General features: G+C 70.2%; 15 protein-coding genes. 6 read left to right on the top strand and 9 right to left on the bottom strand.

Annotated elements, in window-relative coordinates; genetic code table 11:
- Nucleotides 1–56: 56 nt before the first annotated feature.
- Nucleotides 57–515: an Lrp/AsnC family transcriptional regulator gene (locus OHU35_RS38930; protein ID WP_189722002.1), complete on the bottom strand. Its 459-nt coding sequence runs from the start codon at nucleotides 513–515 to the stop codon at nucleotides 57–59.
- 62 nt (nucleotides 516–577) lie between these two features.
- On the opposite strand from OHU35_RS38930, the gene OHU35_RS38925 reads away from it, so the two are divergent.
- From OHU35_RS38925 to OHU35_RS38915, 3 genes are read left to right on the top strand one after another with little or no spacing between them, the layout of a single operon-like run.
- Nucleotides 578–1,270, top strand: a complete 693-nt coding sequence (locus OHU35_RS38925; RefSeq protein WP_405508694.1) for an AzlC family ABC transporter permease — start codon at nucleotides 578–580, stop codon at nucleotides 1,268–1,270.
- Nucleotides 1,263–1,589, top strand: a complete 327-nt coding sequence (locus OHU35_RS38920; RefSeq protein WP_189722004.1) for a branched-chain amino acid transporter permease — start codon at nucleotides 1,263–1,265, stop codon at nucleotides 1,587–1,589. The genes OHU35_RS38925 and OHU35_RS38920 overlap by 8 nt, the downstream gene beginning before the upstream one ends.
- 27 nt (nucleotides 1,590–1,616) lie before the next feature.
- The gene (locus OHU35_RS38915; RefSeq protein WP_405508692.1) at nucleotides 1,617–2,411 is read left to right on the top strand and encodes a thioesterase family protein; all 795 of its coding nucleotides are present in this window, start codon (nucleotides 1,617–1,619) and stop codon (nucleotides 2,409–2,411) included.
- 23 nt (nucleotides 2,412–2,434) lie between these two features.
- On the opposite strand, the gene OHU35_RS38910 is transcribed toward OHU35_RS38915, so the two are convergent.
- Both OHU35_RS38910 and OHU35_RS38905 read right to left on the bottom strand, forming a co-directional pair.
- Nucleotides 2,435–2,827 (bottom strand): VOC family protein, encoded by a 393-nt coding sequence (locus OHU35_RS38910; RefSeq protein WP_189722006.1) that lies wholly within the window; start codon nucleotides 2,825–2,827, stop codon nucleotides 2,435–2,437.
- 79 nt (nucleotides 2,828–2,906) lie between these two features.
- Complete coding sequence (locus OHU35_RS38905; RefSeq protein ID WP_189722007.1) at nucleotides 2,907–3,371, bottom strand: pyridoxamine 5'-phosphate oxidase family protein; 465 nt, start codon at nucleotides 3,369–3,371, stop codon at nucleotides 2,907–2,909.
- Nucleotides 3,372–4,098: 727 nt separating this feature from the next.
- Here OHU35_RS38905 and OHU35_RS38900 point away from each other — a divergent pair.
- Nucleotides 4,099–5,712, top strand: coding sequence for a hypothetical protein (locus OHU35_RS38900; RefSeq protein WP_405508690.1), 1,614 nt, complete (start codon nucleotides 4,099–4,101; stop codon nucleotides 5,710–5,712).
- A gap of 259 nt (nucleotides 5,713–5,971) precedes the next feature.
- On the opposite strand, the gene OHU35_RS38895 is transcribed toward OHU35_RS38900, so the two are convergent.
- The 6 genes from OHU35_RS38895 to OHU35_RS38870 form a co-directional block, all read right to left on the bottom strand.
- The gene (locus tag OHU35_RS38895; RefSeq protein WP_189722008.1) at nucleotides 5,972–7,222 is read right to left on the bottom strand and encodes a cytochrome P450; all 1,251 of its coding nucleotides are present in this window, start codon (nucleotides 7,220–7,222) and stop codon (nucleotides 5,972–5,974) included.
- Entirely contained in the window at nucleotides 7,219–7,824 is a 606-nt protein-coding gene (locus tag OHU35_RS38890; RefSeq protein WP_189722009.1) for an ATP/GTP-binding protein, read from the bottom strand. The genes OHU35_RS38895 and OHU35_RS38890 overlap by 4 nt, the downstream gene beginning before the upstream one ends.
- Nucleotides 7,805–8,176 carry a DUF742 domain-containing protein gene (locus tag OHU35_RS38885; RefSeq protein ID WP_189722010.1) on the bottom strand — a complete coding sequence of 124 codons (372 nt, stop codon included), beginning with the start codon at nucleotides 8,174–8,176 and terminating at the stop codon, nucleotides 7,805–7,807. The genes OHU35_RS38890 and OHU35_RS38885 overlap by 20 nt, the downstream gene beginning before the upstream one ends.
- Nucleotides 8,173–8,583 carry a roadblock/LC7 domain-containing protein gene (locus OHU35_RS38880; protein ID WP_003994857.1) on the bottom strand — a complete coding sequence of 137 codons (411 nt, stop codon included), beginning with the start codon at nucleotides 8,581–8,583 and terminating at the stop codon, nucleotides 8,173–8,175. Before OHU35_RS38880 ends, OHU35_RS38885 begins: the two co-directional genes overlap by 4 nt.
- Nucleotides 8,584–8,588: 5 nt before the next feature.
- A complete protein-coding gene (locus tag OHU35_RS38875) occupies nucleotides 8,589–10,316 on the bottom strand; it encodes a sensor histidine kinase (protein WP_405508687.1) in 1,728 nt (575 codons plus the stop codon).
- A 263-nt stretch (nucleotides 10,317–10,579) separates the two neighbouring features.
- A complete protein-coding gene (locus tag OHU35_RS38870; RefSeq protein WP_405508685.1) occupies nucleotides 10,580–11,524 on the bottom strand; it encodes a GlxA family transcriptional regulator in 945 nt (314 codons plus the stop codon).
- A gap of 71 nt (nucleotides 11,525–11,595) precedes the next feature.
- On the opposite strand from OHU35_RS38870, the gene OHU35_RS38865 reads away from it, so the two are divergent.
- Both OHU35_RS38865 and OHU35_RS38860 read left to right on the top strand, forming a co-directional pair.
- Complete coding sequence (locus OHU35_RS38865) at nucleotides 11,596–12,546, top strand: NADP-dependent oxidoreductase (protein ID WP_189722013.1); 951 nt, start codon at nucleotides 11,596–11,598, stop codon at nucleotides 12,544–12,546.
- A gap of 523 nt (nucleotides 12,547–13,069) precedes the next feature.
- Nucleotides 13,070–14,437 carry a cytochrome P450 gene (locus OHU35_RS38860; RefSeq protein ID WP_189722014.1) on the top strand — a complete coding sequence of 456 codons (1,368 nt, stop codon included), beginning with the start codon at nucleotides 13,070–13,072 and terminating at the stop codon, nucleotides 14,435–14,437.
- Nucleotides 14,438–14,441: the final 4 nt, after the last annotated feature.

The raw sequence follows: 14,441 nt of genomic DNA, 5'->3' as shown, positions 1-14,441 counted from the left end.
GCCCGGCCCCGTCCGGCCTGTGCGGCGGGCGGGGCCGGCCTGTGCCCGGGGTCCGCTCAGCCGTCGACCTTGATCGTCTTCATGGTGAGGTGGGACTCGAGACGCAGGACGGCGGGCAGGCCGCTGAGCCTGCCCATCATGAAGGCCTCGTAGGCGGCGTGGTCGGCCACGGCGACACGGAGGAAGTAGTCGGGGCGCCCGTACATCCGCCGGAACTCGACGACCTCCTCGTAGGAGGCGACGGTGGCCTCGAACTCCTCGACGGTCCTGCGGTCCTGGGCGTAGATCTCGACGTCGATGAGCACCTCGAGCTCGCGGCCCACGGCTGCGGGGTCGATGACGGCCCGGTAGCCGGCGATGACGCCGCTCTCCTCCAGACGCTTGACCCGGCGCAGACAGGGAGGCGGAGTCAGTCCCACCCGCTTGGCCAGCTCGACATTCGACAGCCGGCCGTCCTGGCGCAGATGAAACAGAATTTCGCGGTCGACGGCATCGAGGCCACTTTCATTGCCCATAGGGAGATCATAGGGCCACAATCGGCAACCATATGAGGCGCGCACTTTCCTAAAATGTCGACATGCGAATAAGCCCAGCGGCGCGGGCCGCTTTCCAGGACTGTGCCTCCGTGGGCCTCGGGATGGTGCCGCTCGGTCTCGCCTTCGGGGCGCTCGTGGTCCAGTCGGGGCTCGACTGGTGGTGGGCCGGGCTGTCCGCGGCGCTGATCTACGGCGGTTCCTTCGAGTTCCTGCTCATCGGCATGGTCGTGGCCGCCGCGCCGCCGGCGTCCATCGCCCTGTCCGCCTTCCTGGTGCAGGCGCGGCACGTCTTCTACGCCCTGTCCTTTCCCCTGCACCGCGTGCGGGGCCGGCTCGCCAGGACGTACAGCACCTTCGCGCTCACCGACGAGGCGTACGCGCTGACCGCGGGCGGGCGGGCCCGGGACTGGTCGGGCCCGCGCATCCTGTGGCTGCAGTTCTTCATGCATCTGTACTGGGCCGGCAGCGCGACCGCGGGAGCTCTGCTGGGCTCCCTCGTACCGGACGGTGTCACCGGACTGGACTTCGCCCTGACCGCCCTGTTCGCCGTCCTCGCTCTCGACGCGATCCGTGACCTGCGGGGCGACCTGCCGACTCCGGTGCTCGCCCTGCTCTGCGCCCTGGGCGCCCGCCTCCTCTTCCCCGGGCAGCTGCTGCCGGCGGCCTTCGCCCTGTTCACCGCCGGACTCCTGGCACGCCGGCTCGCCACCCGGAGGAAGCCCGCTCATGTCTGACACCTACGCCGTCGTCGCGGTCCTCGTCACCGCCGCCGTCACCTGGTCCCTGCGCGCCCTGCCGTTCGCCGCCCTGGCCCCGCTGCGGGCCAGCGCCACCGTGCGGTACCTCAGCACCCGGATGCCCGCCGGGGTGATGGTGATCCTGGTCGTCTACTGCCTGCGCGATCTGCCGCTCACCGAGTCGCGCGCCGCGGCCCCGACGGCCGCCCTGGCCGTCACCGTCGGCCTGCACCTGTGGCGTCGCAACGCCCTGCTGAGCATCCTCGCCGGCACGGCCGTCCATGTGGCCCTGGCCGGCGCGGTCTTCGCCCACTGACTCCCCTCACCGAAAGGCACGCGCCCCTTGCACACCGGCGGCTACTACGAATCCGTCGACACGCACCGCTTCGAGCCCACCGCCCACGCGAGCGGTGTGTGGGACCCGGACGAGCAGCACTTCAGCCCGCTCGCCGGCCTCATGGTCCACGCCGTCGACCGGTATCTGGCCGGACGGCCGGACACCGGCCCGACGCTGTCCCGGATCAGCTTCGACATCCTCGGCCGGCTCGCCCTGGACGAGTGCGAGATCCGGGTGGAGACCCTCCGGCCCGGCCGCACCATCGAACTCCTCGAAGCGGTCGCGCTCATCGCCGGCCGTCCCGTGGTGCGGGCCCGCGCCTGGCTCCTCGCCGACCGTGACACGACGGAGGTAGCCGGTGACACCGCGGACGCGCTCACCCCTCCCGAGGCGCTCACCCCTTGGCCGCTGACCTCCGTGTGGCCCGGCGGATACATCGCCTCCCTGGACGTCCGTCCGCTCGCGCCCCCGCGGCCGGGCCGCACGACGGCCTGGGTCTCCACGCGGCTCGACCTCGTCGCCGGACAGACCGTGAGTCCGCTCGCTTCCTACATCGCGCTCATCGACACCGCCAACGGCATCGCCGTGCGACAGCCGCCCACCGCCTGGATGTTCCCCAACGTCGACCTCACCCTCCACCTCCACCGCCGGCCGGAAGGCCGCTGGACCGGGCTCGACACCACCGTCACCTTCGGTCCCGCCGGCCAGGGCGTCACCAGCACAGTCCTGCACGACCTCACCGGCCCCGTCGGCCATGCCCAGCAGATCCTCACCGTCCGCCCCCTGCCGGCGACCGACTGAACGGCGTCGGCGGAACGTCGCGTTCAGCCCTGCTTGGGTGCCGTCGGTGGGGTGCGGCGCAGGATGAAGGAGTGGCCTGCCGGGTCGGCGTAGCCGCGCTCCTCCAGGGGGCCCGAGGCCTCCTTGGCCTCCAGGGGGCGCCCGCCGAGGCTGACGACCCGGCGTTCCACCGCGTCGAGGTCGTCCACCACGAACTCCAGGTGGGCCTGGAGGGAGTTCTCGGGGCGCGGCCAGCTGGGCGGGGTCGCGTTCACGTCCCGGCGCAGTGCGATCCGGAAGCCGTCGGCGGTCTTGATCTCCACCCGGTTGGCCGTCGCGTCCGACTCCTCCCCTTCCAGCAACTCCTTGTAGAACACGGCGAGCTTTTCGGGCTCGGCGCAGTCGAGCACCAGGACACCCGCTTTCACCAGGGCCATGTCTCCTCCGCAGGATTCCGGCCGCGGGGCGATCGTGCCCCACGGCCTCGTACCTTGCGGTTATCCCGGTCCGGCCGATTCAGTCGGCCACCAACCACCGTCCGTCACGCATGAGTTCGCGCCCGTCCAGTTCGTCGGCCTCCCGCCAGGCCTGCACCCGCCGCGGCACGACACGGAAGTAGAGGTACGGCGTGGCCAGCCGGCGGGGATCGAACCCGGTCTTGGCGGCGAAGAGTTCGGCGTCCTGCTCCGTGAGCTCGCCGGGCTGGACGGTCTCGACGGTGCCCTCGACGAGGACGACGTCACGGGTCGGCCCGATGCCCACGCGGGCCCGGCCGGTCGCGGTCAGATTCCGTCCGGTGGGGCTGGACGCGGGCGTGGCGAACAGCAGATACGAGCCGTTCCAGAGGAAGGACAGCGGGACGAGGTACGGCGCCCCCGACGCGGGGTCGGCCGTGGCGACCCAGGCGTCCACGTCGTGGTCCAGACGGTGCAGGGTGTCCTTCTTGCGCTGCTCAGCGCCGCGTACGGGTGGGGACGTCATCGTCGGTGCGCCTCCTGAGGAGTCGTCAAACGGGCGAAGTCCAGTGTGACGCCAAGAGGCTGGGGAGGCCCGGCGGACGGGCCATGCCGGGTGAGGGACGAGGGAGTATACGCAGCTCAAGCGGTTCCTGCAGTAACCGAGATCACGGCGGGGTCACGGAATGGCTTATTCCCGCCGTGGGCAGTCTCGTACCGCTTCTCGGTTCAACGTTCGCAGTACGAAACCGAGTTCGAGTGCGCGGCCGGCCATGGCACCGTCCGCTCGCAGGGGCGGGGGGCTCTGCGGTCCGTCTCCCGAAAGGAACCACATGCCTCAGGACGTCCGGTTCGGCCTCCCCTTCGACACCCCGGTCAGCTACCCACACGCCTCGGGCGAAGCAGCGCATCCCGGCTCCAGGGGTCGCGCTACGCCTGACGGACCGCGAGTGCTTCCTGATCAACACAGCTGAGGCGGCGATGCAGGTGCTCGCCTTGCAGCAGGAGTGCCGTCATCGAGTCCGGCTGTCCGGCGAGGCCGTCGCGGAAAGTACAGAAGATTCCCGGACACGGCAGGTCAACGACCACGGTCGATCGATTCCGTTGCCAGGACCACAGCTTATTGGGAGACCGGTGTGAAATCTCGAGTCGCAGGTGCTGTTCCGAAGGCATCCGCCGCCAGCTCGCTCCCGGCGCAGCCAAGCGCCCAGCTCCAGCCCACGGAGGCGGCGAACACCCTGGCCCGCCTCTTGGTGAAACAGATCAATGGGAGCACGGAGCAGTACCGAAGGTCCCAGAACGCCGCTCAGCAGCGGCTGAACGCATTCGGCTCCCCCCACTCCAGCACGACGCTGCATGTGGAGGGAGCCCTCCATCTGGCGCGGCCCGCGTTCCTCCCGCCCGACGAGGAGGGCTACGCCAGGTTGAGGCACCTCGACACCAGACTGCGCATGATCGAAGCAGCCTTCCCCCAAGTCAGCACCGACATTGAGGTCTGCAGACTGACCTGCACCATGCTGGAAGGGGCCTGGAGGAGCCGGGCACTCGCCCCGCCGCGCGAGGAGGAGCAGACAACCGTCTGCGCCTGCCCTCTGTGCCGTCGGCTGCCCACGCCCCCCGCACGCACGCTGGACGACTACCGTTGGCGGCAGAGCGCCGGTCGTCCCCTCACCGTCAAGACCTGGCCATACCGCCGGGAACTCGACAGCGTCCTGACCGGTGGATGGTCCTGGACCCGGCAGATGAACGACCTCGAACGAGACCTCGGCCACCGCCACCGCTTCGAGAACGACATCCTCGTCTTCCACGAATACAAACGCGTGATCGACACCATCGACACAACGCGCCTCACCCAACACGTCGAAGGCCGCCTGGCCGAGAATTTCAGCACCAACAGCGCACGGGCCCTGGTCTCCGGACTCTTCGCAGCCCACAAGCGATCCGTCGACGAGTACTGGCTCCAACAGCACGACGCGGGCAGCGTCATGCTCCCCCAGACCAACCCGCTCAACCAGAGCACCTACTCAGCCCTGCAGATGCTGGACTGCCTGTTCTGGCACGTCGCCCCCGACACCGAACTCTGGCAGGAAGAAAACCTCGCCTCCCTGCTGCTGTGCCGCGTCATCGACGACATGGCCGATGTACGAGCCGACGCCCTCACCGGCGAGATCAGCAACTTCTGGCTCGCCGACATGCCCACCCACACCAAGGCGCTCTACGCTGCCTGCGCGATAGCCCTCGTCAAGTACGGCTGCATGCCCGAGGCCCACAGCCCGATGTGGAACACCTGGCTGATGACCACCACCACCGTCTGGATGGGGCTCACGGGCCGCCACGCCCTGTGGTTCGACGGCATCACCCAGGCCCTCCCCCCGGCCGAGGAGTGCCCGCTGTGCGACCTGCAGCCCAACCCATGCACCGGCCTCCTCACCCACGGCACCACCCTCACCATCGCCCCACGGCCCACCGCACCAGCACTGAGCACCCGGACCGCCGAACTGTCCGCACGCTGTCGAGCCCAATACCCCCGGGCATGGCACCTCTTCGACGCCGAGCTCCATGCCTTCGAAGCACTGCACGGCCCCTGGTACGGCAACACGGACAGCACATGGGAGATCTTGCGCCGCACCTACATAGCCGCCGTGGAGGCATCCAGCGCCGCACCATCGCCGGACCGCGCCCGTCATGTCCAACAAGACGCCGGCGTAGTCGGATCCGAGAGGTTCCACACCCTGCACGACCCTCAGACCGGGAGGGAGGACACCGCACTGCTCGCCTACATGTTCGGCTGTGCCCACCCGCATTTCCTCTGGAACGCCACGGGATACCGTCCCACGGGCGTCGCAGGCGACTGGCTCGACGGCTGACGCCTCGATCCTGACGGCTCGGGCCGCTGCTCGCACCCGCCTGGTGGTGGTAACGGCCCGGCCTGTGCCCGGCCCCACCGCAGACGCGAAAGCACTGCCAGGGCATGGCCGTACTCGGCGACGGCGCTTACCTCGACATCGGCCTGATCGTCCCCCACCAGCTCGGTTGACGACCTGCTGAGCGTGTGAGCCACCGCCTGCACCCACGCACGGCGTTGCCCGGCCGGAAGCCGGCCGGGCAACGGTCCGCCGGCGTGGCCTAGACGGCGAACTCGACCGGCAGGCTGTCCAGCCGGGACTCCCACGTGGAGGCCGTCGAGCCGAGTTCTTCCGGCGGTACAGCCAGGCGCAGGTCCGGCAGCCGGTGCAGCAGAACGTCCACGCCGATCTCGATGATGGACTGGCCGATGTTCTGCCCTGGGCACTCGTGCGGTCCGGCGCTGAACGCCAGGTGCGCCTGGTTGCCCTGCACGGCGACGGCCGAGTCGGGCCGTACATCCGGGTCGAGGTTGCCGGCGGCCAGGCCCAGGATGAGCAGTTCTCCCTCCTGGACGTGATGGCCTCCGAGCTCCATGTCGGCGGTTGCGAACCGGCCCGGCAGCACGGACAGCGGCGGGGCGTCCCACATGACCTCCTCCACCACTGAGGAGACGTTCAGCTCCCCGCTGACCAGACCGGACAGCCGGGCGGCGTCGGTGAGGACCCGTTGCAGGACCCGGGCCAGCAGATTGCTGGTGGTGGTGTGCGCGGCGATCAGCACCAGGCGCAGATGGCTGACGACCTCGTCGTGGTCGAGGCCGGCCGGGTGCTCCAGCAGGGCCGTGGCGAAGTCGGAGCCCGGCTCGGCCCGCTTGCGCTCGGCGAGTTCCGCGAGGATCTGCATGATCCGGTCGTTGTGCTCGAGGGCACCCGCACCGCCCTTGAAGACCTCGGCGCACGACTCGATCATGCGTAGCCCGTCCGCCGCGGGAAGGCCCAGCATCCTGGTGAGCACGAGCATCGGCAGCTGCTCGGCGTAGTCGGCCACGAGGTCGGCGCGCCCGGCGTCGGCGAACGCGTCGATCTGCTTGTTCGCGAAGTACGTGACGTGCCGTCGGATGCCCCGGGTGGCAGCCGCCTGCAACCCGTCGGTGACGGCGCCGCGGAGCCTGCGGTGCGGTTCGCCGTCCTGGGAGACACAGTCGGGGCGCCAGCCGACCATCGGCATGATCGGCGAGGTCTCCTCGATCCGGCCCTCCCGCCAGTCCCGCCAGATCCGCGCGTCCCGGCTGAACTGGCGGGGGTTGTCCAGCACCCGCCGGTTGTCGCGGTATCCGAGTACCAGCCAGGCGGGCACGTCGCCTTCGAGCAGGACCGGCGCTACCGAGCCGTGCTCCTTGCGCAGCCGCTCGTAGATGCCTCCCGGATCGGTCGCGGCGTCCGGGCCGTACAGCCTGGTCAGGTCGGCGCCGTGATGGGCGACGGGGCAGCCCCGTACGGCCTGGAGTCCGGATTCGGTCGAGTCGTTCATCGGGGCTCCAGGGCCACGGCCGAGCGTTCCCTCAGGTGGTGGATCAGGGCGACGAGGACGTCCCGGCTGGAGGCCCGGTCGCGGGCGTCGAAGGCTATGACCGGGGTGTGCTCGGGGATGTCCAGAGCGTCCCGGATCTCCTCGACCGGATAGTTGTTGGAGTCGGGGAAGACATTCAGGGCGACGACGAAGGGGACTTCCTGCCGCTCCATCTCCTCGATCGCCCGGAAACTGGATTCCAGGCGGCGGGTGTCCACCAGGACGATCGCGCCGAGCGCCCCTTTGAACAGCCCGTTCCACAGGAACCAGAAGCGCTCCTGGCCCGGCGTGCCGAACAGGTACAGCACCAGGCTCTCGTTGATGCCGATCTTGCCGAAGTCCAGGCTGACGGTGGTCTGCGTCTTGTCGGCGACGCCGATGAGACGGTCGACGTCGGCACTGGCCTGGGTGAGGGTCTCCTCGGTGGTGAGCGGCTTGATGTCGCTGACCGACCGGACCATGGTGGTCTTCCCGGTGCCGAACCCGCCGGCGATCATCACCTTCACCGAGCGGGCGTCCCCGCCCGCCCGCCCTCCGGGTTGGTCAAAGCCTTTCAAGTCCACTGAGTACCTCCTCAAGGAGCGCGAGGTCGGGCCCGCGGCCGGCGTCGTGTGCCGGGATGGGGTTACGGGCTTCGACGCGACCTGCGACGAGCAGGTCCGACAGCAGCACTGCGAGAATGTTGAAGGGCAGCCCGAGGTGAGCGCCGAGTTCGGCGACCGACAGCGGATCGCGGCACCGGCGGAGAATCTCCTCGTGCTCGTGCTGCATGCCCGGTAACGGGGCGGCGCGGGCGACGACGAGCGTCGCCACGTCGAGGCTCGACGCCGAACCGCCCGGTCCGCTGCGTCCGCCCGTGAGGACGTAGTAGCGCTCGAGACCGGACGGGTCCACGGGCCTGCGGGGAGCACTCATCCAGAGTGCTCCTCCAGGCGCGGAGTGGTGCCGAGAAGCTCACCCATCCTGCGGGCCAGGTCTCTCATCTGGTGCCCGAGCAGGCCCTGGTCGAGGCCTTCCCTGGCAAGGACACCGAGGTAGGTCTCCACACCGGCGCGGACCACGAAGAGGTGCCCGCCGTCGACTTCGATCATGGCGAGGCGCAGCTGCCCGGCGTACTTGGGGAACTGCTCGGCGACCGGCTGGGCGAGTGCCTGCAGACCGGCCACCACGGCGGCGAAGCGGTCGACGTCGTCGGGGTCTTCGGCGCCGTAGGAGGTGATGGCCTTGCCGTCGCTGGAGGCCACAAGGGCGAAGCGGATCTCCTGGATGCTCTCGACGAGATCGCGGAGCGCCCAGCTCACATCTGTTCCTTGTTGCGTCATGAGGACTAGTCGCTCTCTTCGGTGCGGTGCTCGTTGGACTCGCGTCCGGCGTCGGTGTCGCGGTCGCCGGCCGCCTGGGACGCCTCTTCGGCGTCGCGTCCGGCGGTGGCGAAGGCGGCGAGGCCGGAGAACGAGGCGTCCGGCGGGATGGCGGAGGCGGCGCTCCGGTCCGTCCGCTCGGCCTGCCTGGGCTCGGCCGCTTCGTTCCGCTTGCTGCGGCGCCGGGGCAGTCCGCCGGGCGTGGTCTCCGCGGCCTCGGCCGGGCCGTCCGGTGCCGGTGCCGGTGCGGTGACCGTCTCGCGGGCCGGGGCCGCCATGGCGGTGCGGACCTCGGGCGCGGCCGGTGCGGCCGGTGCGGCGGCGGGCAGCGGGCTGAAGTACTTGTGCGGAACCACGACCACCACGGAAGTGCCGAGCCACGGGGAGTCCGCGAAGGTGACGCGGATGCCGTAGCGGCGGGCGAGAGCGCCGACGACGCGCAGACCGATGTTCGCGTCCTCGGTGATGCCGCCGAGGCCGGCGCCGGGAGCGGTGCCCGCGAGGGCGTGCTCGGCCTCGCGCTTCTTCTCTTCGCTCAGGCCCTTGCCGGAGTCCTGGATCTCGATGCCGACGCCGTTGGGCACCTCCTTGCCGGAGATGAGCACCGGCTCGGTGGGCGGCGAGTAGCGGGCCGCGTTGTCGAGAAGGTGGGCGAAGATCAGTGTGAGGTGGTCCACGAGACCGCCGTCGACGCCGAGTTCGGGCAGGTGGCGGACCTGGATCCGGTGGAAGTCCTTGATCCGGCCGATGCCGCCGCGCGCCACGCTGAGCAGCCGCTGCGGCTCCTGCCACTGCCGGCCCGGGCGGTCCGAGCCGCCGAGCACGCCGATGCTGGCGGCGAGACAGTCGGCGGGGCCGATCTCCTGGTCGAGCTCCATCAGGCCCCGGGCGACGGCCGGGAGCCTGCCGTGCTCGCCCTGCATCTCGTGCAGGCGGCCGCGGAGCTTGCTGGTCAGCACGTGGATGCGGTTGCCGATGCTGATGACGGCCTGCTCGGCGGAGGTGGAGCGGTCGAACTCCGACTCCAGGCCGATCAGGGCGGTGCGCAGCACCTTGCGCAGCTCGGCCTGGAGGTCGGAACTGACCTTGGCGCACTGGTTGACGGTGGGCAGGACGTCGTCGATGGCGTCGCCGGAGCGCAGCGCCTCCATCGCGGAGGGCAGCTGCTCGTCGGCGAGCCGGGCGACCGCGGCGAGCTGGTGGGAGAGCTGTTCCTGCCAGACCTCGGCCTGGTCGGCGAGCTGGGCTTCGTAGGACGTGGCCTGCTCGGTCAGCCGTTCCTCGTAGGCCCGGGAGGTGTCGGAGAGTTGCGTCTCGTACGTGGCGCCCTGGTCGGCCAGGCGCCGCTCGTAGGTCGCGTTCTGCTCGGAGACCTGGGACTCCAGGGAGGCGCGCTCGGCGGAGAACTTCCGTTCCAGGCCCGCTACGTGCTGCTGCCACTGCTGGTTGTGCTCGGCCTGCGTGGTGCGGAAGGAGTTCTCCGCCTTGTGCAGTTGTGCCCGGGTGCGCAGCAGCAGGCGCACGCACACGGCACTGGCCGCCGTCGCCGCGAGACCGGCGACGGCCGCGGTTATTCGCTCCGAGCTCATGAACGTGGCGGCAACCGTCCCGCCTCCCAAGCCCAGCGGCATCAACCACCAGCTGTACCAGGCGACAGGGGCCCGCGCCGCCGGTGGCGGAGTGGCGAGTTCCATCTGCATCCTTCGAACAAACACGATCGAACAGGGGGTGTGTGGATCGCACTCATGAGTACGCACCGCGAGCCGACCGGACGCGATCGCGTCAACTCGCAGCGCCGATCGGAACCTTATCGGGTTTGAACCCGAAAGGATCAAACGCGTCGCTCTGCGGACGTGAGGGTTCCGTCACGCTTCGACAGAAGGCAACAGGTCGACAAATGTTCATGCCAGCCTGCGGAGTTGGCCGCGCACCGGCCCTCACGCGGCAGGCAGGCGGGTCAGCGGGCGGTCTGGAACGTGCGGCGGTACGCCTGCGGGGACACCCCGATCGCCGCGTTGAGATGCTGGCGCAGGGACGCGCCCGTCGCGAAGCCGACCCGGCCGGCGATCTGGTCCACCGTGAGGTCGCTGGACTCCAGCAGGTGCTGGGCCCGGGCCACGCGCTGCTGGATCAGCCAGCGGCCGGGGCTGAGGCCCACCTCGCCGTGGAAGCGGCGGGCGAAGGTGCGCTGACTCATCCGGGCGTGGCCGGCGAGGTCGGCCAGGGTGAGGGGCTCGCCGAGGCGTTCCAGGACCCAGGCGCGGGTGGTGGCGGTGCTCGCGGCGCCCTGTTCGGGGACGGGCTGCTCGATGTACTGGGCCTGGCCGCCGTCCCGGAACGGCGGGACCACGCAGCGGCGGGCGACGGTGTTGGCCAGGTGACTGCCGTGGTCCTTGCGGACGAGGTGCAGGCAGATGTCCACGCCGGAGGCGGCTCCGGCGGAGGTGAGGAACGGGTGGTCGTCGACGAACAGCACATCCGGGTCGAGGTCGACGAGCGGGAACATGCGCCGGAACCGGTCGGCGACCTGCCAGTGGGTGGTCGCCCTGTGCCCGTCGAGGAGCCCTGCTGCGGCGAGGACGAAGGCGCCGGTGCAGATGGAGACGATGCGGGTCCCGGGCCGGATGAGCGCGAGGGCGGCCAGGACGTCGTCGGGCACCTCGTCGGTCAGACGGTCGGGCGCGACGGGCGCGATCACCACCGTGCCGGCGGTGGCCAGGGCCTCGGGGCCGTGCTCGACGGTGACGCCGAAGTCCGCGTTGGTGCGCACCGGACGGCCGTCGACCGAGCAGGTCAGCACCTCGTAACGGCCGTCGGCCGCGCCGAGGATCCGGCTGGGGATGCCCAGCTCGAAGGGGTACACCCCGTCCAGGGCCAGGACCACCACTCGTTCACGTCGCATGGCACGATCCTATCGAAGGTTGGCAATCTTGCCATTGGCGGGTGGGGCGCGGACCGGCAGGCTGGGACACCATGAGCACACAGAACACGATGCGAGCCATCAGCCAGGACGTCCTCGGCGGTCCCGAGGTCCTGAAGGAAGTGGAAACCGAGCGCCCGGTACCGGGACCGAACCAGGTGCTGGTCCGGGTGCGGGCCGCCGGGGTCAACCCGACCGACTGGAAGCACCGCGAGACCGGCGGCTTCCTGGGCGAGGCGCCCTTCGTCCTCGGCTGGGACGTCTCCGGGGAGGTGGAGGCGGTCGGCATCGGAGTCGTGGCCTTCGCGCCCGGTGACGAGGTCTTCGGCATGCTGCCGTATCCGTACGGGCACGGCTCGCACGCGGAGTACGTGATCGCTCCGGTCCGCGCCCTCACCCGTAAGCCGGCCGGCATCGACCACGTCCAGGCGGGCGCGCTGCCGCTGGTCTCGCTCACCGCGTGGCAGGCGCTGGTCGAGCACGCGGACGTACAGCCCGGGCAGCGGGTGCTGATCCACGCCGCGGCGGGCGGGGTCGGGCATGTGGCGGCGCAGATCGCCAAGGCGCGCGGCGCGTACGTGATCGGCACCGCGAGCGCGGGCAAGCACGAGTTCCTGCGCTCGATCGGCGTGGACGAGACGGTGAACTACCGGGAGACGGACTTCACCGAGGCCGTGAAGGACGTCGACGTCGTCCTGGACACGCTCGGCGGCGACAACGCCCTGCGCTCCCTGCGCGTCCTGCGCCCCGGCGGTGTCGTGGTCTCGATCCTCCCGGGAGGCTCGAACGACTTCTACGAGGAGGCCGAGCGGCTTGGCGTACGGGGGCTCCGCATGCTCGTCGACGCCGACCGCAGCGACATGCGGGCGATCGCGGAACTCGCCGAGGCGGGCAAGCTCCGCGCCACGATCGCGGGCACCTTCCCGCTGGCCGCTGCCGCGGAAGCGCACACGCTGGGCGACACCGGGCGTACTACGGGGAAGCTGGTGCTGGTGAACGACTAGCCGGGCTGGGCGGGCACACCTTCCCCCGGCCTGTGCCGGCCCTGGCCGGGCCGGCCGGACCTTGATCGGGCTGGCCGGACTCCAGGAGGATGCCGGTGCGGCGCGAACACGACGATCTACGTTGTCGTGGGAGGCCGAAGGAGGACGGGCCGGCTAGGTGGAGGTCCGAGCCGATCCCACGCCGATGGCTGGGCGTCGACCGGGTGCACAGCACGGCATCGGGGTGGTCGACAGGGCCGACACTGGTGTCGAGGGCAGGCAGGCGTGCCCGTGAGCCGCAGGGGGGATTCAACGCTGGCTGGCCATCTGTGGGCTTCGGCGGCGAGGGCCGGGCCAAACGGAATGACTGGGTCAGGCTCAGCTGGACGCCGTCGAAGCCGGGGAGGAGAGAGGGCTCCCCCTCCCCTCCCCACCAGATCGCCACGTGGCGCAGGACACGTTCATGTCAGGATTGCACTTGGGAAGGTTCAGGGAAGTCATAGGGGCGCCCATGAACCCATGATTGCCGTGAAGGTGATGACCCGTGACGTCCACTGCGCCTCCCCCCATACCTCGAGCCGCAGGATCGTTTCCGTTCATCGGCCACACTCTGAAAATGCGCGACAACCTCGGCTTCATCGACTCGCTGCGCGAGACACGAGAACCACTTGTCGAGATCATCCTGCAACCCGGGACACGCACCATCGTGGTCCAGGACCCGGCCCTGATCCACCAGATGCTCAAGGCCCTGGGGCCCAGCCTCGACAAGGGCCGACTTTACGACAAGCTGGGCCAGCTGCTGGGCGACAGTGTCGTCACCGCCACCGGCCGGACCCACGTACGCAAACGCCGCCAGCTGCAACCGGCGTTCGCCCACACCGAGATCAGCCGGTACGTCGACATCATGCGTGCCGAGGTGACGGCCACGGTCGCCGGCTGGGAGCCCGGGCGAACCCTCGACGTACGCGAGGCGATGGTCGGGCTCAGCCTGGACATGCTGGCCAAGACGGTGTTCGCCGGCAGCCTCGACGACCGAGTCTTCCGCCGGCTGCGCAGCGACCTGTCGGTGGTGTTGAACGACGTCGGTGTGCGCATCATGCTGCCCGACTGGGCCGAGCGTCTGCCGCTGCCCTTCAACCGCCGCTTCGACCGGGCCCGGGCCGGCGTACGCGCCACCATCAACACCGCCGTCGACGAACTGCAGGCCTCCGGGCACGACACCGGGGACATGCTCTCCATGCTGCTGCGCGCCATCGACGAGGAGACCGGCGAGCCGCTGACCGGGCATCAGATCTGCTCCGAGATCCTTACCCTGGCCGTCGCGGGCACCGAGACCACCGCGTCGGTGTTGTCCTGGGCTCTGTACGAACTCGCCCGCAACCCCGACATCGAGGCCCGGGTCATGGCTGAGCTGGACGAGGTCCTCGGCGAACGGCCGGTCGCCTTCGACGACGTGATCCGGCTGCCGTACCTGAACCGGGTCATCACCGAGACCCTGCGGCTGCACCACCCTGGCTGGCTGGTCACCCGCCGCACCACCGAGGAGACTCGGCTCGGCGAGTGGATTCTGCCCGCCGGCACCGAACTGGCCTACTGCCAGCACGCCCTGCACCGCGACCCCGAGCGCTTCCCCGACCCGCACACCTTCGCCCCGGACCGGTGGACCGACCCCGCGCAGGATCCTCCGCCGGGCGCGTTCCTGCCCTTCGGGGACGGCAAGCACAAGTGCATGGGGGACCGTCTCGCCCTCACCGAGATGGTCACGGCGCTCGCGACGATGCTGCGTTCGGTACGGCTGGAACTCGCCGAGGGCCAGGTCATCCGCCAGGTCGCCCGGCTCACCGTACGGCCGCACACCCTGCGGATGACGGTCCGCCGCCGGAACCGTCCCCGAGCCGGGGGCGGTCTCTAGGGCC

Source organism: Streptomyces purpurascens (genome assembly GCF_045040895.1).
GTDB lineage: Bacteria > Actinomycetota > Actinomycetes > Streptomycetales > Streptomycetaceae > Streptomyces > Streptomyces purpurascens.
Note: the sequence above shows the minus strand (reverse complement) of the source record. Positions and strands in the feature narration are given on the sequence as shown.

Coding starts and splice junctions, on each gene's coding strand:
- OHU35_RS38925 (WP_405508694.1), top strand. CDS start 578: ATGCGAATAAGCCCAGCGGCGCGGGCCGCTTTCCAGGACTGTGCCTCC.
- OHU35_RS38905 (WP_189722007.1), bottom strand. CDS start 3,371: ATGACGTCCCCACCCGTACGCGGCGCTGAGCAGCGCAAGAAGGACACC.
- OHU35_RS38885 (WP_189722010.1), bottom strand. CDS start 8,176: ATGAGTGCTCCCCGCAGGCCCGTGGACCCGTCCGGTCTCGAGCGCTAC.
- OHU35_RS38865 (WP_189722013.1), top strand. CDS start 11,596: ATGAGCACACAGAACACGATGCGAGCCATCAGCCAGGACGTCCTCGGC.
- OHU35_RS38880 (WP_003994857.1), bottom strand. CDS start 8,583: ATGACGCAACAAGGAACAGATGTGAGCTGGGCGCTCCGCGATCTCGTC.
- OHU35_RS38910 (WP_189722006.1), bottom strand. CDS start 2,827: ATGGCCCTGGTGAAAGCGGGTGTCCTGGTGCTCGACTGCGCCGAGCCC.
- OHU35_RS38875 (WP_405508687.1), bottom strand. CDS start 10,316: ATGGAACTCGCCACTCCGCCACCGGCGGCGCGGGCCCCTGTCGCCTGG.
- OHU35_RS38870 (WP_405508685.1), bottom strand. CDS start 11,524: ATGCGACGTGAACGAGTGGTGGTCCTGGCCCTGGACGGGGTGTACCCC.
- OHU35_RS38930 (WP_189722002.1), bottom strand. CDS start 515: ATGGGCAATGAAAGTGGCCTCGATGCCGTCGACCGCGAAATTCTGTTT.
- OHU35_RS38920 (WP_189722004.1), top strand. CDS start 1,263: ATGTCTGACACCTACGCCGTCGTCGCGGTCCTCGTCACCGCCGCCGTC.
- OHU35_RS38895 (WP_189722008.1), bottom strand. CDS start 7,222: ATGAACGACTCGACCGAATCCGGACTCCAGGCCGTACGGGGCTGCCCC.